This window comes from Streptomyces yerevanensis, assembly GCF_000716805.1.
GTDB lineage: Bacteria > Actinomycetota > Actinomycetes > Streptomycetales > Streptomycetaceae > Streptomyces > Streptomyces flaveus.
On the sequence record NZ_JNWJ01000026.1, the window covers coordinates 22015 to 43666 of the forward strand.

Below are 21652 nucleotides of genomic sequence, written 5' to 3' on the forward strand. Positions count from 1 at the left end.
CATTATGGGGCCTCGATGGCCCTGGTGAGGCCCGTGCGGGACGAGCAAACACGACATGGGGGAGGGGCGGCTCCACCGGGTGGAAGCCGCCCCTCGGGCCGGAGTGCGCGCCCCTACTTCTTGTCGAGAAGATCCTGCACGTGGCCGCGGACCTCGTCCGTCGCGAGCCCGCGGATCGTCAGTGTCGTACGGCGGCGCAGCACGTCGTCCGCCGTCTCGGCCCACTCGTTGTCCCGGGCGTAGACGACCTGTGCCCAGATCTCCGGGGCGTCCGGGTGGACCCGCTCGGCGAGCTCCGGGTCGTCGTTCGCGAGGCGGGCGATGTCGAAGGCCAGCGAGCCGTAGTGCGTGGCCAGGTGCCTGGCGGTGTCCGGCGCCATGCGCGGACCCGGTGCCGGGTGGTCGACGAGCAGGCGGTGCGCGACCGCGCGCGGGTTGGCGACGCCCGGCAGCGGCAACTTCTTCGGCAGCTCGGAGACCGGCTCGAAGTCCTCGCCGAGCGGACGGCCCGGCAGCGACTCCAGCTTCTTCATGACCGTACGGCCGATGTGGCGGAAGGTCGTCCACTTGCCGCCCGCGACGGACAGCATGCCGCCCGCGCCCTCGGTGACGACCGTCTCCCGCCTGGCCTTCGAGGTGTCGCCAGGACCACCGGGCAGGACGCGCAGACCCGCGAAGGAGTACGTGATCAGGTCACGGGACAGCTGCTGGTCGCGGATCGAGAAGGCGGCCTCGTCCAGGATCTGCGCGATGTCCTTCTCGTTGACCGCGACGTCCGCGGGGTCGCCCTCGTACGCCTCGTCGGTCGTGCCGAGCAGCAGCATGTCCTCCCAGGGAAGGGCGAAGGTGATGCGGTACTTGTCGATCGGGGTGGCCAGCGCCGCCTTCCACGGCGACGTCCGCTTGAGCACGAGGTGCGCGCCCTTCGACAGACGTATGGAAGGCGCCGCGTTCGCGTTCTCCATCCGGCGCAGATGGTCCACCCACGGCCCTGTCGCGTTGAGTACAAGCCGCGCCGACACCCCGAACTCGCTGCCGTCGAGGCGGTCGCGCAGCTCGGCGCCGGTCACCCGGCCCTTGGTGAAGCGCAGCCCTGTGACCTCGGCGTGGTTCAGTACGACGGCACCCGACTCGACGGCCGCGCGGACCGTCATCAGCGCCATCCGGGAGTCGTTCATCTGGTCGTCGCCGTACACGGCCACGGCCTTGAGGTTGTCCGTACGCAGCTCGGGCACGTCCTGCGCGGCCTTCGACGGCGAGAGCAGATGCCCGACACCATCACCGAACGCCGACAGTGCGGAGTAGGCGAAGACGCCCGCCCCGAGCTTCGCCGCGCCGTGCGGCCCGCCCTTGTACACGGGGAGGTAGAACGTGAGCGGATTCGCCAGGTGGGGGGCCACCTGGCGGGAGACCGCACGGCGCTCGAAGTGGTTCTCCGCGACCAGCTTCACCGCGCCGGTCTGCAGATAGCGCAGACCGCCGTGGAGCAGTTTGGAGGAGGCGGAGGAGGTGGCACCGGCGAAGTCGCCGGCGTCGACCAGCGCCACCCGCAGCCCGGACTGCGCGGCATGCCAGGCGGTGGAGATGCCCAGGATGCCGCCGCCGATGACGAGGAGGTCGTACGTCGCCTTGGAGAGCCGCTCCCGGGTCTCGGCGCGGCTCGGGTGAAAGCCGGAGGCCGGGCGCGTACCGAGGGCAGGTACGGACTGCAGGGTGGACTGACTGGTCATGCGGATTCTTACTCCTTGTCAGAGCTTCTCGGAGCGCTGGTCAGCTCTCGTCAGCTCTCGTCCTCGAGCCAGCCCATGGTCCGCTCCACGGCCTTGAGCCAGCTCTTGTACTCGCGGTCGCGGGTCTCCGCGGCCATGTTGGGGGTCCACTCGGCGGCCCGGCGCCAGTTGGCGCGCAGGTCGTCGGTGCTGTTCCAGAAGCCGACGGCGAGACCGGCGGCGTAGGCGGCGCCGAGGCAGGTGGTCTCGGCGACCATCGGGCGCACCACGGGGGCGTCCAGGAAGTCCGAGAGGGTCTGCATCAGCAGGTTGTTGGAGGTCATGCCGCCGTCGACCTTGAGGGCGGCCAGTTCGACGCCGGAGTCCTTGGTCATGGCGTCGCTGATCTCACGGGTCTGCCAGGCGGTGGCCTCGAGAACGGCGCGCGCGATGTGCGCCTTGGTGACGTACCGGGTCAGGCCGGCGATCACACCGCGGGCGTCCGGGCGCCAGTACGGGGCGAACAGGCCGGAGAACGCCGGGACGAAGTAGGCGCCGCCGTTGTCCTCCACCGACGAGGCCAGGGTCTCGATCTCGGCTGCGGTGCTGATCAGGCCCATCTGGTCGCGCATCCACTGCACCAGCGCGCCGGTGACGGCGATGGAGCCCTCAAGCGCGTAGACCGGCGCCTGGTCGCCGATCCGGTAGCCGACCGTGGTCAGCAGACCTGAGTACGAGTTGATGATCTTGTCACCGGTGTTCATCAGCATGAAGGTGCCGGTGCCGTACGTCGACTTGGCCTCGCCCTCGGAGAAGCAGGTCTGGCCGAACAGGGCCGCCTGCTGGTCGCCGAGCGCGGAGGCGACCGGGATGCCGCCGAGAAGGTCGCCCAGCTTGCCGCCGGTGATCTCGCCGTACACCTCGGCGGAGGAACGGATCTCGGGCAGCATCGCCAGCGGGACACCGATGGACTCGGCGATCTTCTCGTCCCACTCCAGCGTGTGCAGGTTCATGAGGAGGGTGCGGGAGGCGTTGGTGACGTCGGTGACGTGGTGGCCGCCGTCGACACCGCCGGTCAGGTTCCAGATGACCCAGGAGTCCATGGTGCCGAAGAGGATGTCGCCGGCCTCGGCGCGCTCGCGCAGGCCCTCGACGTTGTCGAGCAGCCAGCGTGCCTTCGGACCGGCGAAGTACGAGGCGAGCGGCAGGCCCGTCTCGCGACGGAAGCGGTCCTGGCCGACGTTGCGGCCGAGTTCCCTGCAGAGGGCGTCGGTACGGGTGTCCTGCCAGACGATGGCGTTGTGGACGGGCTCACCGGTGTTCTTGTCCCAGAGCAGCGTGGTCTCGCGCTGGTTGGTGATGCCGATGGCCTTGATGTCGTCACGGGTGATACCGGCCTTCTCGATGGCACTGGCCACGACCTCCTGGACGTTGGTCCAGATCTCGGCGGCGTTGTGCTCGACCCAGCCCGGCTTGGGGAAGATCTGCTCGTGCTCCTTCTGGTCGACGGAGACGATCCGGCCGTCGCGGTCGAAGACGATGCAGCGGCTGGAGGTGGTGCCCTGGTCGATGGCGGCGATGAAGGGGCCTGCGGTGTGGGCGTCGGTCACGGTGTGCTCCCTGAAATTCCGTGGTCAAAGGGGCGGTCTGAGAAGCTGGCTCACTGCGCTGGTCTACGGTTCGCTTGCGGCTACAAGTGAACGTACGGCGCTGAGGGGCCGTGCCGCTCTAAGCAAAAGCGACGTTGTAGATACCTGCGGCGATCGCTCCGCCGATCAGCGGACCGACGACCGGGATCCAGGCGTAGCCCCAGTCGGAACCGCCCTTGTTGGGCAGGGGCAGCAGGGCGTGGACGATACGCGGGCCGAGGTCACGGGCCGGGTTGATGGCGTACCCGGTCGGACCGCCCAGCGAGAGGCCGATGCTGACGACCACGAGCGCGGTGATCAGCGCGCCGAGGGTGCCGAGGCCCTTGCCCTCGCCGTTCAGGCCCTGGGTGAGGATCGCGAGCACCAGCACGATCGTGCCGATGATCTCCGTGGCGAGGTTCTGCGCGGCGATCCGGATCTCGGGACCGGTGGAGAAGATGCCGAGTACCGGGCCGGCCGCCGCCTCCCGCGCCTCGACGGACTTGGTGTCCTGCGCGCCGGGCCCGCCGACGATCTCGCGGTCGGTGAGGTGGGCGTGGAACTGTCCGTAGTACGCGACCCAGACCAGCGCCGCGCCGATCATGGCGCCGAGGAGCTGTCCCGCCCAGTAGGTGGGGACGTCGCCCCACTCGCCGTCCTTGATGGCGATGGCGAGCGTGACGGCGGGGTTCAGGTGGGCACCGGAGAGGGGTGCCGAAGTGTAGACGGCGGTGAGTACCGCGAAGCCCCACCCGAAGGCGATGGCGAGCCATCCGGCGTTACGCGCCTTGGAGGCCTTCAGCGTGACGGCGGCGCAGACCCCGCCGCCGAGGAGGATGAGTATGGCGGTACCGATGGTCTCGCCGATGAAGATGTCGGAGCTGGACACCCGCGACTCCTTTGTCCTTCGTCCAGGGGAATGCCGAACCCCGGGTCCCTCCGGTGGTCCGTGCTCTCAAGGATGAGAGCGGTGCCGGCCCTTGGCGTCGTCACACTCTAGCGCGTATTGCCGGTAGGTGTTCGACAATGCCGACCGTTGGACGCGAGTCTTGTCCCAGGCTCAGCGGCACGTCAAGAGCTCTGTTGCCGAATCTCTCGCCGACCTCGTGATCGTTACTGAATGAAAGAGGGCCGGGGCATCGTCGATGCCCCGGCCCTGACTCCTGCTGGTCTCCTGTGGACGCTCAGAACCGGGCGGCGCCCAGGTCCCGCGACACGGCGCGGGCGCAGTCGCGCACCGCCGCGATCAGCTCGGGGCGCAGCTCCCCGTTCGCACAGATCCGCTCCACGGCCCCGGTGACGCCCACCGCGCCGACCGGCATCCGCCGCCGGTCGTGGATGGGCGCGGCGACGGACGCGACGCCCTCCCAGGTCTCCTCCACGTCGGCCCCGTACCCACGCGCGCGGGTGATGTCCAGGACCCCCTCGAACGCGTCCAGTTCGGTTGTCGTGCGTGCGGTGAACGCCTTGCGCTCACCCTCCACGACCTCGCTGTGCGCCACCGGGTCGTACGCCGTAAGCACCTTGCCCAGCGCCGTGGAGTGCAGCGGCTGCATGGCACCGACCTCCAGGACCTGACGGCTGTCGTCGGGCCTGAAGACGTGGTGCACGATCAGCACTCCGTGCTGGTGCAGGACCCCGAGGTAGACGCTCTCGCCGCTGGAGCGGGCCAGATCGTCGGTCCAGACGAGGGCACGCGCGCGCAGCTCGTGGACGTCCAGATACGTGGTGCCGAGCCGCAGCAGCTCCGCGCCCAGTTGGTAGCGCCCGGAGGCCGTGTCCTGCTCGACGAAGCCCTCCTGCTGGAGCGTGCGCAGTATCCCGTGGGCCGTGCCCTTGGCGAGACCGAGCGAGGAGGCGATGTCCGACAGGCCGAGCCGTCGCTCACCGCCCGCGAGGAGCCGCAGCATCGCGGCCGCCCGTTCGAGCGACTGGATGTTCCGTGCCATCGCAGTCCTGCCTCCGTCCCCTTCGACCGTCGACATGCGGGCTCCGGTGCCGCCGTTCGACAATGCTGAACACTATCGGTCGTTGCCGACCTCCGCTAATGGGTGGCCGTCAGTTGTCGTCACAGGTTCCGGACAGGTTCCGGCCGGATTCTCACCGGCGCCCCGTCCGTCACGCCCGTCCGTCCTGCGGACTCCCCTGACCGTTCGAACCGCTCCCGGCTACCCTGGCTTGGTGCGCCTTCCGCCGGAAGCCGCATAGCCGACAGCCGTCGCACCACAGGGAGCCCTTTCATGGCCTCGTCGCCAACCCCTTCCGCCGACAGCCGGACCCGCATCACCGCCCTTCGCGAGGCGCTCGCCACCCGTGTGGTGGTGGCCGACGGCGCCATGGGCACGATGTTGCAGGCCCAGGACCCGACGCTCGAGGACTTCGAGAACCTCGAGGGCTGTAACGAGATCCTGAACGTCACGCGCCCGGACATCGTTCGCTCCGTCCACGAGGAGTACTTCTCCGTCGGCGTCGACTGCGTCGAGACGAACACCTTCGGCTCGAACCACTCGGCTGCCGGCGAGTACGAGATCGCCGACCGGATCTTCGAGCTGTCCGAGGCGGGCGCCCGGATCGCCCGCGAGGTCGCCGACGAGTTCGGCGCCAAGGACGGTCGCCAGCGCTGGGTCCTCGGCTCGATCGGCCCGGGCACCAAGCTGCCGTCGCTCGGCCACATCGCGTACGACGTACTGCGTGACGGCTACCAGCAGAACGCCGAGGGCCTGCTCGCCGGTGGCGCGGACGCCCTGATCGTGGAGACCACGCAGGACCTGCTGCAGACCAAGTCGAGCCTGATCGGTGCGCGCCGGGCGATGGATGCCGTGGGCGTGAACGTGCCGCTGATCTGCTCGCTCGCCTTCGAGACCACGGGCGTCATGCTGCTCGGTTCGGAGATCGGTGCGGCACTGACCGCCCTGGAGCCGCTCGGCATCGACCTGATCGGCCTGAACTGCTCGACCGGCCCGGCCGAGATGAGCGAGCACCTGCGCTATCTGGCCCGCCACTCGCGTACGCCGCTGATGTGCATGCCGAACGCCGGGCTGCCCATCCTCACGAAGGACGGCGCGTACTTCCCGCTGACACCGCCCGAGATGGCCGACGCCCAGGAGAACTTCGTACGCGATTACGGCCTCTCCCTGATCGGCGGCTGCTGCGGCTCGACGCCCGAGCACCTGCGCCAGGTCGTCGAGCGGGTACGCGATCTGGCCCCGGCCGAGCGCCACCCACAGCCCGAGCCCGGCGCCGCCTCCCTCTACCAGACCGTGCCGTTCCGTCAGGACACCGCGTACATGGCGATCGGTGAGCGCACCAACGCCAACGGCTCGAAGAAGTTCCGCGAGGCCATGCTGGAGGGCCGCTGGGACGACTGCGTGGAGATGGCCCGCGAGCAGATCCGCGAGGGCGCCCACATGCTCGACCTGTGCGTGGACTACGTCGGCCGCGACGGCGTCGCCGACATGGAGGAGCTGGCCGGCCGCTTCGCCACCGCCTCCACGCTGCCGATCGTCCTGGACTCCACCGAAGTCGACGTCATCAAGGCCGGGTTGGAGAAGCTCGGCGGCCGCGCGGTCATCAACTCGGTCAACTACGAGGACGGCGACGGCCCCGAGTCCCGGTTCGCGAAGGTCACCAAGCTCGCCCAGGAACACGGTGCCGCGCTGATCGCGCTGACCATCGACGAGGAGGGGCAGGCCCGTACCCCGGAGCACAAGGTCGCGATCGCCGAGCGGCTGATCGCCGACCTGACCGGCAACTGGGGCATCCACGAGTCGGACATCCTCATCGACACCCTGACCTTCACCATCTGCACCGGTCAGGAGGAGTCTCGGGGTGACGGCATCGCCACCATCGAGGCGATCCGCGAACTCAAGCGCCGCCACCCGGATGTGCAGACCACGCTGGGCCTGTCGAACATCTCCTTCGGCCTGAACCCGGCCGCCCGTGTCCTGCTCAACTCGGTCTTCCTGGACGAGTGCGTCAAGGCGGGCCTGGACTCGGCGATCGTCCACGCGTCGAAGATCCTCCCGATCGCCCGCTTCACCGAGGAAGAGGTCCAGACGGCCCTCGACCTGATCTACGACCGCCGCGCCGAGGGATACGACCCGCTCCAGAAGCTCATGGCCCTGTTCGAGGGCGCCACTACCAAGTCCCTGAAGGCGGGCCGTGCCGAGGAACTGGCCGCCCTGCCGCTGGACGAGCGCCTCAAGCGCCGCATCATCGACGGCGAGAAGAACGGTCTCGAACAGGACCTGGACGACGCACTCCAGGAGCGCCCTGCCCTGGACATCGTCAACGAGACGCTGCTTGACGGCATGAAGGTGGTCGGCGAGTTGTTCGGCTCCGGCCAGATGCAGCTGCCGTTCGTGCTCCAGTCCGCTGAGGTGATGAAGACCGCGGTCGCCTACCTCGAACCGCACATGGAGAAGGTCGAGGGCGACGAGGCCGGCAAGGGCACCATCGTGCTCGCCACCGTGCGCGGCGACGTGCACGACATCGGCAAGAACCTGGTCGACATCATCCTGTCCAACAACGGCTACAACGTCGTCAACCTGGGCATCAAGCAGCCCGTCTCCGCGATCCTGGAGGCCGCCGAGGAGCACAAGGCCGATGTCATCGGCATGTCCGGCCTCCTGGTCAAGTCCACGGTGATCATGAAGGAGAACCTGCAGGAGCTCAACCAGCGCAAGATGGCCGCCGACTACCCGGTGATCCTCGGCGGGGCGGCCCTGACCCGGGCGTACGTCGAGCAGGACCTGCACGAGATCTACGAGGGCGAAGTCCGCTACGCCCGCGACGCGTTCGAGGGCCTGCGTCTGATGGACGCGTTGATCGGTGTCAAGCGGGGTGTGCCGGGAGCGTCCCTGCCCGAGCTGAAGCAGCGCCGGGTCAGGGCCACCGCCCCCACCGTCGTCGAGGAACGCCCCGAGGAGGGCGCTGTCCGCTCCGACGTGGCCATCGACAACCCCATCCCGGAGCCGCCGTTCTGGGGAACCCGCGTCATCAAGGGCATCCAGCTCAAGGAGTACGCCTCCTGGCTGGACGAGGGCGCGCTGTTCAAGGGTCAGTGGGGCCTCAAGCAGGCGCGTACGGGCGACGGGCCGACGTACGAGGAGCTGGTGGAGACCGAGGGCCGGCCGCGGCTGCGGGGACTGCTGGACCAGCTGCAGACCGGGAACCTGTTGGAAGCGGCCGTCGTCTACGGCTACTTCCCGTGCGTGTCCAAGGACGACGACCTGATCCTGCTGGACGAGGCGGGCAACGAGCGCACCCGCTTCACCTTCCCGCGCCAGCGCCGTGGCCGTCGGCTGTGCCTGGCCGACTTCTTCCGCCCTGAGGAGTCCGGCGAGACGGACGTGGTCGGCCTCCAGGTCGTCACCGTCGGCTCCCGGATCGGCGAGGAGACGGCGAAGCTGTTCGCCTCCGACGCCTACCGCGACTACCTCGAACTGCACGGTCTGTCCGTGCAGTTGGCGGAGGCCCTGGCGGAGTACTGGCACGCGCGCGTGCGGTCCGAACTCGGCTTCGCCGGTGAGGACCCGGCCGAGGTCGAGGACATGTTCGCGCTGAAGTACCGAGGCGCCCGCTTCTCGCTGGGCTACGGCGCCTGCCCGGACCTGGAGGACCGCGCCAAGATCGCCGAACTGCTGGAGCCTGAGCGGATCGGCGTCCAGCTGTCCGAGGAGTTCCAGCTCCACCCCGAGCAGTCCACGGACGCGATCGTCATCCACCACCCCGAGGCGAAGTACTTCAACGCCCGCTGAGGCGGACTCGCGAGGGCACGCCGACGGACGACTGCGAGGGCACCCGACAGGCCCCGAGGGCACGCTGAGATGGCCCCACGGCGGGTCTGGAGTGTGCCCTCGCACACGTCGGTCAAACGCGGCGCTTCCGCGGCGAGAGTCGTACACTGGTCGGTCCAGCGCAGGCCGGTTCCTCACCAGGAGCCGGCCTTCTCGTCCCTCTCGGAGGTGTGCCCGGATGACCAGTACGGTCCCCGCACTCGGTACTCGTACGGCCGAAGGCTCCGCCCTGCAGGCCGTGCTCCTCGACATGGACGGAACCCTGGTGGACACCGAGGGCTTCTGGTGGGACACCGAGGTCGAGGTGTTCGCGCGCCTCGGCCACCGGCTCGACGACTCCTGGCGGCATGTCGTGGTCGGCGGTCCCATGACCCGCAGCGCGGGTTTCCTCATCGAGGCCACCGGAGCCGACATCACCCTCGCCGAGCTCACGGTGCTGCTGAACGACGGATTCGAGGACCGGATCAGCCGCGCCCTGCCGCTGATGCCGGGCGCCGCGAGGCTGCTCGCCGAGCTGTCCGCGCACGAGATCCCCACGGCGTTGGTCTCCGCCTCGCACCGCCGCATCATCGACCGCGTACTGACCTCGCTCGGCCCGGCGAACTTCGGGCTGACCGTCGCGGGGGACGAGATCGAGCGCACCAAGCCGCACCCCGACCCGTATCTGCTCGCGGCCAGGGGCCTCGGCGCGGACCCGGCCAGATGCGTGGTCATCGAGGACACCGCGACGGGTATCGCGTCCGCCGAGGCCGCGGGCTGCCATGTGGTGGCCGTGCCCTCCGTCGCGCCGATCACCCCGGCCGTCCGGCGCACCGTCGTGCCCTCGCTGGAAGAGGTCGACCTGTCTTTCCTGCGCGGGCTGCTGACGGTCTGAGGGACGGCCAGGACTGCTTGTGGACGGGAATGTGACGGGCGCTCACCGCGCGTGAAAAGTTGAATACGAGAGAAAACTGGAAAGCAGTACGTGTGCAGGCCACCCGAGTAATTCAATCTTCATCGGAAGGTTGAATTACGGGGCCGCCCAACCCAGTTGAGCCTGTGATGTTCACCACCCATGGACAGGGTCGACATGGGGGCCGCGATATGCCGTAAGTCCCTTACTGGCGGTACGGAACGTGTCCTTGTGTCCCGTTTGATGGAACCGTGCACGAAACCTTCCGCTGTCGGGTTTTCAGTGCGTCCACGCCCGGTTTCGCAGCGTGATGGGAAGTCAACTCCGGTATTGGCGAGCCCTCCTGCTGGTGCGGACTAATCTCATTGGCGAGAACCTCGTCGTAACACCCGTGACCCGCTTGCGACACCCCGGCATGCCGGGTTCACGGATCGAAAGCTCTGGAGAACTTCGAGCATGAACCGTAAGACCTTGGTGCTGCCGGCCGTGATCGGCCTGCTCGCCCCGGTCCTCGCCGGCTGCGGCGGGTCCATCGGCGGAGGCAGCAGCGATGACGCCATCGTCGTGGGCACCACCGACCGGTTCGCAGCCTCGAAGGAGGCACCCGCCCCGCTGGACCCGGCGTACGCGTACGACGTCGGCACCTGGAACGTCCTGAGGCAGACCGTCCAGACGCTGATGACCCTGCCCGACGGCGGTGGCGACCCCCAGCCCGAGGCCGCCCAGCGCTGCGGCTTCACCGACACCGGCAACGAGCGGTACGCGTGCACCCTGCGCTCGGGCCTCAAGTTCGCGAACGGTGACCCCGTGACCGCGGACGATGTGAAGTTCTCGATCGAACGCGCGCTGCGGATCCAGGCCGACAGCGGGGTCTTCGCACTGCTCTCGGGCATCGACACCGTCGAGACCCAGGGCGACCGCGAGGTGATCTTCCACCTCAAGACCGCCGACGCCACGTTCCCGTTCAAGCTGTCGACGCCGGTCGCGGGCATCGTCAACCCTGACGACTACGACAAGAACAAGCTGCGCGACGGCTTCTCGGTGGACGGCTCCGGCCCGTACACCCTCGAGGCCGAGGTCAAGAACGACGAACTCGTGAGCGCCGTCTTCACCAAGAACCCCAACTACCAGGGGCAGTCGAAGGTGAAGAACGACAAGGTCGAACTGCGCTCCTTCGACAGCGCCGACGCCATGGGTGCCGCGCTGAACAAGGGCACCATCAACGTGATGACCCGCACCATGTCGCCCGCGCAGATCAGGAAGCTCCAGAACGCCAAGTCCACGGACATCGACCTGATCGAGCAGCCCGGCCTGGAAATCCGCTACCTCGGCTTCAACACCAACGACCCGTCGGTGAAGTCCAAGGCCGTCCGTCAGGCGATGGCGCAGGTCATCAACCGCGGCCAACTCGTCTCCGACGTGTACGGCACCGGCGCCGACCCCCTGTACTCCATGGTGCCGACCACCGTCACGGGCCACGCCAACTCGTTCTTCAACAAGTACGGCGAGCCCGACACCGCCAAGGCCAAGGCCCTGCTGTCCGAGGCGAACGTCACCACGCCGGTGAAGCTGACCCTGCACTACACGGACGACCACTACGGGCCCGCCACCAAAGAGGAGTTCGAGCTGCTGAAGAAGCAGCTGAACGACAGCGGACTGTTCGAGGTCGACGTCAAGGGCGAGAAGTGGGCGACGTTCCGCCCGAACGAGCAGAAGGGCAAGTACGAGGTCTACGGCATGGGTTGGTTCCCGGACTTCCCCGACGCCGACAACTACCTCGCGCCGTTCCTCGACAAGAACAACACCATCGGCTCGCCCTACACGAACAACGAGATCCGAGGCGCCCTGATCCCGGAGTCCCGTCGGCAGGCCGACCGGCTCACCGCGTCGCGGAGCATCGAGGAGATCCAGAACATCGTCGCCGAGGACGTCCCCATGCTGCCGCTGTGGCAGGGCAAGCAGTACATCGCCGCACGGGACGACATCACCGGCGCCGAACGGACCCTCAACTCCACCGCCACGCTCCAGCTTTGGGAACTGGGCCGCGGCGTCGGCAGCTGACCCAACACACCGTCAGCAGCCGACCCCGCACGGCGAAAGCGGCTGACCGGAATTCACCGCCGGATTTCTCAGACCAACGACAAGGCACACGTACGTGAACATGCGCACCAAATGGTCGGTTCTGTCCACCGCGACGGCGCTGGCCGGCACTCTGCTGACCGGCTGCGGCTCCCAGGGGGGTGAATCCGGAGGCACCGGCTCGTCCGTCGTCATCGGGATGACCGACGACGTCCTGGCCACCGATCCCGCCTCGGGCTACGACCCGGGTTCCTGGCTGTTGTTCAACAACGTCTTCCAGTCCCTGCTGAGCTTCCCCAAGGGCGGCACAGAACCGGAGCCGGAAGCCGCGAAGTCGTGCTCCTTCACGGACGAGGACACCAGGGTCTACGAGTGCACCCTGCGCGACGGTCTGAAGTTCAGCAACGGTGACGAACTCACCTCCGAGGACGTCAAGTTCTCCTTCGACCGCATGATGAAGATCGACGACGCCGACGGCCCCGCGATCATGTTCCCCATGCTCGACAAGGTCGAGACTCCGGACGAGAAGACGGTCGTCTTCCAGCTGAAGGTCCCCGACGCCACCTTCCCCAGCAAGATCGCCTCCGGCGCCGGCTCGATCGTGAACCACCGGGAGTACGACGCGGACGGGCTGCGCGAGGACGGCAAGGCCATCGGCTCGGGCCCGTACCAACTCGACTCCTTCAGCGAGGACGAGGCTGTGTTCTCGGTCAACGAGAATTACGAAGGCAACGCCGACGTGCAGAACTCCGGCGTGACCCTCAAGTTCTTCCACGGCGACCGCTCACGCCTGCGCAAGGCCCTCACCGACACCAAGGTCGACGTCGCCTACCGCGGTCTCGCCGCCCAGGACGTCGCGGACGTCGAGAACGACACGTCCACCAGCCGGGGCATCGAAGTCATCGAGGGCTCCAGCGCCGAGGTGCAGCACCTGGTCTTCAACACCCAGGACCCGGTCGCTGGCAAGCTGAGCGTCCGCAAGGCGATCGCCCACCTCCTCGACCGCGAGGCCCTCGTCGAGAAGGTCTACGACTCCACGGCGACACCGCTGTACTCGATCATCCCGGCAGGCATCACCGGCCACAACACGGCCTTCTTCGACACCTACGGCGCCCGCCCCTCGCGCACCAAGGCCGAGGACGTGCTGCGCGCCGACGGCATCACCGACAAGGTGAAACTGACCCTCTGGTCCACGCCGACCCGCTACGGCCCGTCCACGGACCAGGAGTTCGAGGCGATCGCCAAGCAGCTCAACGCCAGCGGCCTGTTCGACGCGAGCGTGAAATCGGTCGCCTACGACCAGTACGAGAAGGACATCGAGGCCGGCAAGTACGGCGTGTACGTGAAGGGCTGGGTGCCGGACTACCCCGACCCGGACAACTTCACGGCCCCGTTCTTCGGCGAGGGCAACGTGCTCGGCAACGGTTACACGAACTCCACGGTCACCGGGCGGCTCATCCCCGAGACCGCCGCCCTGAGCGACCGCGCCTCGACCGAGCAGCAGTACGGGCAGCTCCAGGACATCGTCGCCGATGAGGTCCCGGTCCTCCCGATCTGGCAGGCCAAGCAGTACGCGGTCGTCCGCGACAACGTGTACGGCCTGGAGTACTGCCTCGACGCGTCGACCGTGTTCCGGTTCTGGGAGATCAGCAAGGACTGACGGTCTGACGGTTGTGCGTATACGGCGATGGCCGCCCCTGTCTTCGGAAGGGGGCGGCCATCGCCGTAGAGCCGTACAACGGTGCGCCGTCGGTCACTGCGCGCCGGGGCGCACCAGTCCGCTCTCGTACGCGTACACCGCCGCCTGTACGCGGTCACGCAGGCCCAGCTTGGTCAGGACGTGGCCCACATGCGTCTTGACCGTGGTCTCGCTGACGAAGAGGTCCGCGGCGATCTCCGCGTTCGACAAGCCGCGGGCCACCAGCTTCAGCACCTCCACCTCGCGCTCGGTCAGCGTGTGCAGCGTGTCCGGCACCGGCTCGTCGCCCGAGGGCAGATGGCCCGCGTACTTGTCGAGCAGCCGGCGCGTGATGCTCGGCGCGAGCATCGCCTCGCCCGCGGCGACCACACGGATCGCCTGCACCAGCTCGTTGGCCGGGGCGTCCTTGAGCAGGAAACCGCTGGCGCCCGCGCGCAGCGCCTCCACCACGTACTCGTCGAGGTCGAAAGTGGTCAGCACCAGGACCTTCGCGGGGCCGTCCCGGCCGGGGCCGGTGATCTGCCGGGTCGCCTCGACACCGTCCATCCGCGGCATACGGATGTCCATCAGAACCACATCGGGCTGCAGGGCACGTACCTGGTCGAGTGCCTGGAGGCCGTCTCCGGCCTCGCCGACGACCGCGATGTCCTGCTCCGCCTCCAGGATCATCCGGAAGCCGGTTCGCAGCAGCGGCTGGTCGTCGACCAGTAGGACACGGATGGCCACGTAAGTCTCCTTCGCTAGTCCGGCCCTATTCTGCCCTGTTGGGCTCCGCCCGGATCGGCCGCCCTGACCGGCAGCGACTGCATGTCCCGGGGGGCAACCCCCGGACCCCCGGCCGAACCCGGCTCGGCCACCCTCACCGGCAGCGACTGCATGTCCCGGGGGACAACCCCCGGACCCCCGGCCGAACCCGGCTCGGCCACCCTCACCGGCAGCGGATACGGCGGGGGAGTGCCGCCGAATTCCGGGCATACCGCCTGGTGGTCGCACCAGCCGCAGAGCTTGGTGGGCCGCGGTCGCCAGTCGCCCGTCTCGGTGGCCAGCCGGATCGCGTCCCACAGCGCGTGCAGCTTGCGCTCGACCCGCTCCAGGTCGGCGACCACCGGGTCGTACGTCAGCACATCACCGCTGCCGAGATAGACGAGCTGGAGGCGGCGCGGGACAACCTTCTTCAGGCGCCAGACCACCAGGGCATAGAACTTCATCTGGAACAGCGCGCCCTCGGCGTACTCCGGTCTTGGCGCCTTGCCCGTCTTGTAGTCGACGATCCGCACCTCGCCCGTCGGCGCGACATCGACCCGGTCGATGATCCCGCGCAACTTCAGGCCCGACTCGAGCTGGGCCTCCACGAACAGCTCGCGCTCGGCGGGCTCGAGGCGGGTCGGGTCCTCCAGCGTGAACCAGCGCTCCACGAGCTGCTCGGCCTCGGCGAGCCAGCGCGCCAGCCGCTCGCCCGCCGCCTGCTCGTCGGCGTCGGCGAACAACTCGGCCAGCTCCGGCTTCGCCGCGCGCAGCCGGTCCCACTGACCGGGGATCAGCGACTTCGCGCGCGGCACCGTGCGCTCGGTGGCCGGGGCATCGAAGAGCCGCTCCAGGACCGAGTGCACCAGCGTGCCGCGCGTGGCCGCCTCGCTCGGCTTCTCGGGCAGCTTGTCGATCACCCGGAAGCGGTACAGCAGCGGACACTGCATGAAGTCCCCGGCACGCGAGGGCGACAACGAGGCCGGAGGTACAGCCACGGCGGCCCTGGACCCGGTGCCGGAGCCCGTGCCGCTGTCCGGTTGCGCGACGCCGTCGCCGGTACTGGTTTCCATGCCGACAGACCTTACGGCCCGCCACTGACAACGCGACACACAGTGACCTGCGTACGGGCGCGACCGCCCGGGAAACAGTGGGGGTGCCGGGCGAAACGCACCGCGACAGCCGCATACCATCGACGGCAGAACCTCTCGTTCTGCATGATCGTGAGCGGGAGACGCGTCGAACGAGGGGACATCGTGGACGAGAGCGGCGGGAGCGGGCAGCCGCGATCCGGGACGGACGAAGCGACCGAGCACCCCGCGGTGCCGGACGCCACCACCGCACGCCCGGGCCCGGACGCGGAGCCGGCGAGCGGCGACACCCGCCCAGAGCCCACCGACTCCACCGCCCCCAACGGCCCGACGGACACGGTGACTTGGGAAAAACAGCCCACGCCCGCACACCGCTCCGGCACGACGGGGGACACCACGGGGCCCTCGGCCACGGACTCCCTGGCCGGAGGCCCGGACGGTTCGACGGAGCCGGCCAAAGCCCGCCGAGGCGAGGACACGGACGGCCCCGGTGACGGTGGCCCGGACGCGCGGCCCCCTGCCGGAGGCGGCGGCTCCGGACCCCAGCCGCCACCGCGCGGCAAGGGGCCCGGTGGCGGGCTGCTCATGGGCCGTCCCTTCGGGGTCCCCGTGTACGTCGCGCCCAGCTGGTTCCTCGTCGCGGCGCTCATCACCTGGGTCTTCGGCGGCCAGCTCGAGCGTGTACTGCCCGAACTCGGTGGCGCCCGCTACCTCGTGTCCCTCTTCTTCGCGGTCGCCTTCTACGCCTCCGTACTCGTCCACGAACTGGCCCACACGGTCGCCGCCCTGCGCTTCAAACTGCCGGTGCGCCGCATCCAGCTGCAGTTCTTCGGCGGCGTCTCCGAGATCGAGAAGGAGTCCGAGACCCCGGGCCGCGAGTTCATCCTCGCCTTCGTCGGCCCCCTGCTCTCCCTCGTCCTCGCCGGCCTCTTCTACCTCGCCCTGCTGACCGTCGAACCGGGCACCGTCCCCGGCGTACTGCTGGCCGGCCTGATGATCTCCAACCTGATCGTCGCCGCGTTCAACCTGCTCCCCGGCCTGCCCCTCGACGGCGGCCGTATGCTCCGCGCCGTCGTCTGGAAGATCACCGGCAAACCGATGACCGGCACCATCGCCGCCGCCTGGGTCGGCCGCGCCCTCGCGATCTCCGTACTGATCGGACTGCCCCTGCTCACCCAGTCCGGCGCGCTCGGCGGCGAAGCCCAGGACATCGGCGGCATGGACACCGTCATGGACGCCCTGCTCGCCGCGATCCTCGCCGCGATCATCTGGACCGGCGCCGGAAACAGCCTCCGCATGGCCCGCCTCAGGGAACACCTCCCGGAGCTGCGCGCCCGCTCCCTCACCCGCCGCGCCGTCCCCGTGGAGACCGACACCCCGCTCTCCGAAGCGCTGCGCCGCGCCAACGACGCCGGTGCCCGCGCCCTGGTCGTGGTCGACGCCCACGGTGAGCCCCTCTCCCTGGTCCGCGAGGCCGCCATCGTCGGCGTACCGGAGCACCGCCGCCCCTGGGTCGCGGTCAGCGGCCTCGCCCAGGACCTCACCGACGGCATGCGGATCTCCGCCGAACTCGCGGGCGAGGAACTCCTCGACGTCCTGCGGGCCACCCCCGCCACCGAATACCTGGTGGTGGAGGAGTCCGGCGAGATCTACGGTGTCCTGTCCGCGGCCGACGTCGAGCGCGCTTTCGTCAAAGCCATGGCCAGGCCCAGCTGACCTCGGGGCACGCGCGCGTGGTCTACGGCCTCCGCCCAGGCCGGTAGGCTGGTCACATGTCCGAACCGACCGGTGCCGCCCGCCGACGCGGGCCCTTCAAGGTCGGGGACCAGGTCCAGCTCACTGACCCCAAGGGACGCCACTACACGTTCACGCTCGAAGCCGGGAAGAACTTCCACACCCACAAAGGGTCCTTCCCGCACGACGAGCTGATCGGCGCCCCCGAGGGCAGCGTTGTCCGCACCACGGGGAACGTCGCCTACCTCGCGCTGCGCCCCCTGCTCCCCGACTACGTCCTGTCCATGCCCCGCGGCGCCGCCGTGGTCTACCCCAAGGACGCGGGGCAGATCCTGTCCTTCGCCGACATCTTCCCCGGCGCCCGCGTCGTGGAAGCCGGCGTCGGCTCCGGCTCGCTCAGCAGCTTCCTGCTGCGCGCCATCGGCGACCACGGCATGCTGCACAGCTACGAGCGCCGCGCCGACTTCGCCGAGATCGCCCAAGCAAACGTGGAGCGCTACTTCGGCGACCCACACCCCGCCTGGCAGCTCACCGTCGGCGACCTCCAGGACAACCTGAGCGACACGGACGTCGACCGCGTCATCCTCGACATGCTCGCCCCCTGGGAATGCCTGGAGGCCGTCTCCAAGGCGCTCGTCCCCGGCGGCATCCTGTGCTGCTACGTCGCGACCACCACCCAGCTCGCCCGGACCGTCGAGTCCATCCGCGAGATCGGCTGCTTCAACGAGCCGACCGCCTGGGAGTCGATGATCCGCAACTGGCACATCGAGGGCCTCGCCGTCCGCCCCGACCACCGCATGATCGGGCACACCGGCTTCCTGCTCACCGCCCGCCGTCTCGCCGACGGCGTCGAGCCGCCCATGCGCCGCCGCCGCCCCGCCAAGGGCGCGTACGGCGAGGACTACACCGGCCCGAACGCCGACGGAGGCACCGGCCGCTGAGGCGGCCCCGTGCCGCACCCAACGCGCAAGTGCCGTGGTCGAGTTCCCGAAACCCCTCGGGAACTCGACCACGGCACTTTTCTGTTGACACCGCGACAGGAAAGCGCACCCCGCCGTTCCTCCTCACTGTGACGTATGGCACCATGCTGGCCACCCCCACCGGCACAGCCCTCACAGGAGACACATCTCTCGTGCAGCAATCCGCCGTCCCGGAACTGGCACACACCCACGCCCGCCCGATCCACTGGGTCGCCACAGCCACCGCCCTGGCCGGAGTCGTCGCAGCCTCCGCCTTCCTCCAGCCCGACCAGGCCACCGCCGCCCAGCCCGGCCGCGGCGCACAGGCCGCCCCCGCCGCCACCGCGCCACCCGATCCCAGCGGCGTCGACTTCCCCGTGGAGTGCGGCCCCACCAAGGTCGTCGTGCAGAAGAAGGCCTCCGGAGACCTCGACGGCGACGGTCGCCCCGAGACGGTCGCCGTGGTCCGCTGCGACGCGATCGCGGGCGCCCCGCCCAGCGGCGTGTACGTACTCACCCAGGCCGCCGGCACCACCGAACCCCGCATCGTGGCCACCCTGGTCGACCCGAAAGACCGCCTCACCGTCACAGACTTCGCCGTACGTGACGCCTCCGTCACCGCCACCCTGCTCGGCTACTCCTCGCCCGACGTCCCGCGTTGCTGCCCGGACGTGGACGAACGCGCCAAGTGGCAGTGGAAAAACGGCACATTCGTCCGCTCTGTCCCTGCCGGCGCCCAGAGCATGTGACCAAAGAGACATACGGGAGCGGCCCGGAACGCAAAGTGACTTGACGTAACCGTCGAACTACTCCGCGTCCGGGCCGTACACCTCGGTCTTGTCCGAAACCCGACGCACATGGATGCACTCACCCGGGCACTCCTTCGCGGAGTCGGCAACATCACGCAAAAGCGTCAGGGGCACGGGCGTTGAGGCTCCCGGAGCCTGCAACAACTCCTCGCCGGACCCCTTCACATAGGCCAGTCCGTCGATGTCCAACTCGAAAACCTCGGGTGCATACTGGGCACAGATGCCGTCGCCGGTGCAGAGGTCCTGATCGATCCACACCTCCAGGTCCTCGCCGCCGACGCCGGCCTCTTGCTGAACGCTCATGACTCCTGCCGATCCTGTGCCGAGCGAACCGGAATAAAACGCAAGTCGGCCCAGCTCTGACGGGTGTTGAACACTTCGACCCTACCTCCGCCCGCTTCCCAACCATGTTCAGTGGGTATTTCCCTGGCATGAGGGAGAGCGCAAGGGTGAAGATCGGACACACCCCTACCGTCTTTGTGATCTAGGGGTTTCAATCGACACCCACCCAGGTAGGGTCTGGAAGCGTCCAGCTCCCCTTGGAGGAGGTGAGGACCGTGGCAGCCCACGACGACGACATGAACCGCGGCATCCGCCCGGGACGAGGGTCCGAGGACCCCGCCGGGCAGATTGCCTATCTTGAGCAGGAGATCGCCGTCCTGCGACGTAAGCTCGCCGACTCTCCGCGACACACGAGAATTCTCGAAGAGCGGATCGTCGAGCTGCAGACCAACCTGGCCGGCGTGTCCGCGCAGAACGAGCGGCTCGCCAACACCCTCCGAGAGGCCCGCGACCAGATCGTGGCCCTCAAGGAGGAAGTCGACCGGCTCGCACAGCCGCCGGCCGGCTTCGGCGTCTTCCTCGTGGCGAACGAGGACGGCACGGCCGACATCTTCACCGGGGGCCGCAAGCTCCGGGTGAACGTCAGCCCCAGCGTCGAACTCGAAGAGCTCAGGCGCGGCCAGGAAGTGATGCTCAACGAAGCGCTCAACGTGGTCGAGGCCATGGAGTACGAGCGAGTCGGAGACATCGTCACCCTCAAGGAAATCCTCGAGGACGGCGAGCGCGCCCTGGTACTCGGGCACACCGACGAGGAACGGGTGGTACGACTCGCCGAGCCGCTGATGGACGTCACCATCCGCCCCGGCGACGCCCTCCTGCTCGAACCCCGATCCGGCTACGTCTACGAGGTCGTACCCAAGAGCGAGGTCGAAGAACTCGTCCTCGAAGAGGTCCCCGACATCGGCTACGAACAGATCGGCGGTCTGGGCAACCAGATCGAAATGATCCGCGACGCAGTCGAGCTCCCGTACCTCTACCCCGACCTCTTCAAGGAGCACGAACTGCGGCCGCCCAAGGGCGTCCTGCTGTACGGGCCTCCCGGATGTGGCAAAACACTCATCGCCAAGGCCGTCGCCAACTCACTGGCCAAAAAGGTCGCCGAGGTGACCGGACAGGCCACGGGCAAGAGCTTCTTCCTCAACATCAAAGGCCCCGAGCTTCTCAACAAATACGTCGGCGAGACCGAGCGACAGATCCGCCTCGTCTTCCAGCGCGCCCGTGAGAAAGCCAGCGAGGGCACACCCGTCATCGTCTTCTTCGACGAGATGGAATCCCTCTTCCGCACCCGTGGATCAGGCGTCAGCTCGGACGTGGAGAACACCATCGTCCCGCAGCTGCTCGCCGAGATCGACGGCGTGGAAGGCCTGCAGAACGTGGTCGTGATCGGCGCCTCCAACCGCGAGGACATGATCGACCCCGCCATCCTGCGCCCAGGCCGCCTCGACGTGAAGATCAAAATCGAGCGTCCGGACGCCGAAGCGGCCAAGGACATCTTCCAGAAGTACCTCACCGAGCGCCTCCCCCTCCACCCCGAGGACATCGGCGAGCACGGCGGCGACAAGGGCGCCACGGTCCAGGGCATGATCCAGACCGCGGTCGAGCAGATGTACGCCGAATCCGAGGAGAACCGCTTCCTCGAGGTCACCTACGCCAACGGCGACAAGGAAGTCCTCTACTTCAAGGACTTCAACTCCGGCGCCATGATCGAGAACATCGTCGGCCGAGCCAAGAAGATGGCCATCAAGGACTTCCTGGAACACAACCAGAAGGGCCTCAGGGTCGCCCACCTGCTCCAAGCCTGCGTCGACGAGTTCAAGGAGAACGAAGACCTGCCGAACACCACCAACCCGGACGACTGGGCCCGCATCTCCGGAAAGAAGGGCGAACGGATCGTCTACATCCGCACCCTCATCACCGGAAAGCAGGGCGCAGACACCGGACGCTCCATCGACACGGTGGCGAACACCGGTCAGTACCTGTAAAAGACAGGGCGGCTGCGGGTGCCCTCACCGGGTACCCGCAGTCGACTGTTTTTCAGGGCACCACCGGAGCGGAGCAATGACGCAAATGATCTCCCCACCAGCGCAAAGGCGTTCTAGGCTCTTCCATACCGCCGAGTCGCGCAGTGCGGGGACGGGCACCGCACACGCACCGGAGCGCCAGCGGTA

The 21652-nt window shown here is 68.4% G+C and carries 15 protein-coding genes; 8 read left to right on the top strand and 7 right to left on the bottom strand.

Annotated elements, in window-relative coordinates:
• Nucleotides 1-113 precede the first annotated feature (113 nt).
• The 4 genes from OP79_RS25875 to OP79_RS25890 all read right to left on the bottom strand — a co-directional run bounded on the left by OP79_RS25875 (nt 114) and on the right by OP79_RS25890 (nt 5286).
• Complete coding sequence (locus OP79_RS25875) at nt 114-1730, bottom strand: glycerol-3-phosphate dehydrogenase/oxidase (RefSeq protein ID WP_033323335.1); 1617 nt, start codon at nt 1728-1730, stop codon at nt 114-116.
• 50 nt (nt 1731-1780) lie between these two features.
• Nucleotides 1781-3319, bottom strand: coding sequence for a glycerol kinase GlpK (gene glpK / locus OP79_RS25880; RefSeq protein WP_033323337.1), 1539 nt, complete (start codon nt 3317-3319; stop codon nt 1781-1783).
• A 118-nt stretch (nt 3320-3437) separates the two neighbouring features.
• Complete coding sequence (locus OP79_RS25885; protein ID WP_033323339.1) at nt 3438-4226, bottom strand: MIP/aquaporin family protein; 789 nt, start codon at nt 4224-4226, stop codon at nt 3438-3440.
• 295 nt (nt 4227-4521) lie between these two features.
• Nucleotides 4522-5286 (bottom strand): IclR family transcriptional regulator, encoded by a 765-nt coding sequence (locus OP79_RS25890; protein WP_033323341.1) that lies wholly within the window; start codon nt 5284-5286, stop codon nt 4522-4524.
• Nucleotides 5287-5577: 291 nt separating this feature from the next.
• Between OP79_RS25890 and metH the strand changes: the two genes are divergently transcribed.
• The 4 genes from metH to OP79_RS25910 all read left to right on the top strand — a co-directional run bounded on the left by metH (nt 5578) and on the right by OP79_RS25910 (nt 13766).
• Nucleotides 5578-9096: a methionine synthase gene (metH, locus tag OP79_RS25895; RefSeq protein ID WP_033323343.1), complete on the top strand. Its 3519-nt coding sequence runs from the start codon at nt 5578-5580 to the stop codon at nt 9094-9096.
• 217 nt (nt 9097-9313) lie between these two features.
• Nucleotides 9314-10009 (top strand): HAD family hydrolase, encoded by a 696-nt coding sequence (locus OP79_RS25900; protein WP_033323345.1) that lies wholly within the window; start codon nt 9314-9316, stop codon nt 10007-10009.
• 474 nt (nt 10010-10483) lie between these two features.
• Complete coding sequence (locus tag OP79_RS25905) at nt 10484-12088, top strand: ABC transporter substrate-binding protein (RefSeq protein WP_033323346.1); 1605 nt, start codon at nt 10484-10486, stop codon at nt 12086-12088.
• Between the two features lie 94 nt (nt 12089-12182).
• Nucleotides 12183-13766 (top strand): ABC transporter substrate-binding protein, encoded by a 1584-nt coding sequence (locus tag OP79_RS25910; protein WP_033323348.1) that lies wholly within the window; start codon nt 12183-12185, stop codon nt 13764-13766.
• 93 nt (nt 13767-13859) lie between these two features.
• On the opposite strand, the gene OP79_RS25915 is transcribed toward OP79_RS25910, so the two are convergent.
• Nucleotides 13860-14531: a response regulator gene (locus tag OP79_RS25915; protein ID WP_016639462.1), complete on the bottom strand. Its 672-nt coding sequence runs from the start codon at nt 14529-14531 to the stop codon at nt 13860-13862.
• A gap of 14 nt (nt 14532-14545) precedes the next feature.
• Complete coding sequence (locus tag OP79_RS25920; protein WP_078492008.1) at nt 14546-15622, bottom strand: RecB family exonuclease; 1077 nt, start codon at nt 15620-15622, stop codon at nt 14546-14548.
• A gap of 183 nt (nt 15623-15805) precedes the next feature.
• Between OP79_RS25920 and OP79_RS25925 the strand changes: the two genes are divergently transcribed.
• From OP79_RS25925 to OP79_RS25935, 3 genes are all read left to right on the top strand, one after another.
• Entirely contained in the window at nt 15806-17356 is a 1551-nt protein-coding gene (locus tag OP79_RS25925; protein ID WP_033323351.1) for a site-2 protease family protein, read from the top strand.
• Between the two features lie 56 nt (nt 17357-17412).
• Nucleotides 17413-18315, top strand: coding sequence for a tRNA (adenine-N1)-methyltransferase (locus tag OP79_RS25930; RefSeq protein WP_033323353.1), 903 nt, complete (start codon nt 17413-17415; stop codon nt 18313-18315).
• 191 nt (nt 18316-18506) lie between these two features.
• Nucleotides 18507-19082, top strand: coding sequence for a hypothetical protein (locus OP79_RS25935; protein ID WP_033323354.1), 576 nt, complete (start codon nt 18507-18509; stop codon nt 19080-19082).
• 57 nt (nt 19083-19139) lie between these two features.
• Here the strand turns inward: OP79_RS25935 and OP79_RS25940 are convergent, their stop codons facing one another.
• Nucleotides 19140-19445 (bottom strand): ferredoxin, encoded by a 306-nt coding sequence (locus OP79_RS25940; RefSeq protein ID WP_033323356.1) that lies wholly within the window; start codon nt 19443-19445, stop codon nt 19140-19142.
• Between the two features lie 254 nt (nt 19446-19699).
• On the opposite strand from OP79_RS25940, the gene arc reads away from it, so the two are divergent.
• Nucleotides 19700-21466 (top strand): proteasome ATPase, encoded by a 1767-nt coding sequence (gene arc / locus OP79_RS25945; protein WP_033323358.1) that lies wholly within the window; start codon nt 19700-19702, stop codon nt 21464-21466.
• Nucleotides 21467-21652: the final 186 nt, after the last annotated feature.

Bases quoted from the DNA above. Each gene is read 5' to 3' on its own strand.
- metH (WP_033323343.1), top strand. From the start codon at position 5,578: ATGGCCTCGTCGCCAACCCCTTCCGCCGACAGCCGGACCCGCATCACC.
- OP79_RS25920 (WP_078492008.1), bottom strand. From the start codon at position 15,622: ATGGAAACCAGTACCGGCGACGGCGTCGCGCAACCGGACAGCGGCACG.
- OP79_RS25900 (WP_033323345.1), top strand. From the start codon at position 9,314: ATGACCAGTACGGTCCCCGCACTCGGTACTCGTACGGCCGAAGGCTCC.
- OP79_RS25940 (WP_033323356.1), bottom strand. From the start codon at position 19,445: ATGAGCGTTCAGCAAGAGGCCGGCGTCGGCGGCGAGGACCTGGAGGTG.
- OP79_RS25890 (WP_033323341.1), bottom strand. From the start codon at position 5,286: ATGGCACGGAACATCCAGTCGCTCGAACGGGCGGCCGCGATGCTGCGG.
- OP79_RS25875 (WP_033323335.1), bottom strand. From the start codon at position 1,730: ATGACCAGTCAGTCCACCCTGCAGTCCGTACCTGCCCTCGGTACGCGC.
- OP79_RS25930 (WP_033323353.1), top strand. From the start codon at position 17,413: ATGTCCGAACCGACCGGTGCCGCCCGCCGACGCGGGCCCTTCAAGGTC.
- OP79_RS25905 (WP_033323346.1), top strand. From the start codon at position 10,484: ATGAACCGTAAGACCTTGGTGCTGCCGGCCGTGATCGGCCTGCTCGCC.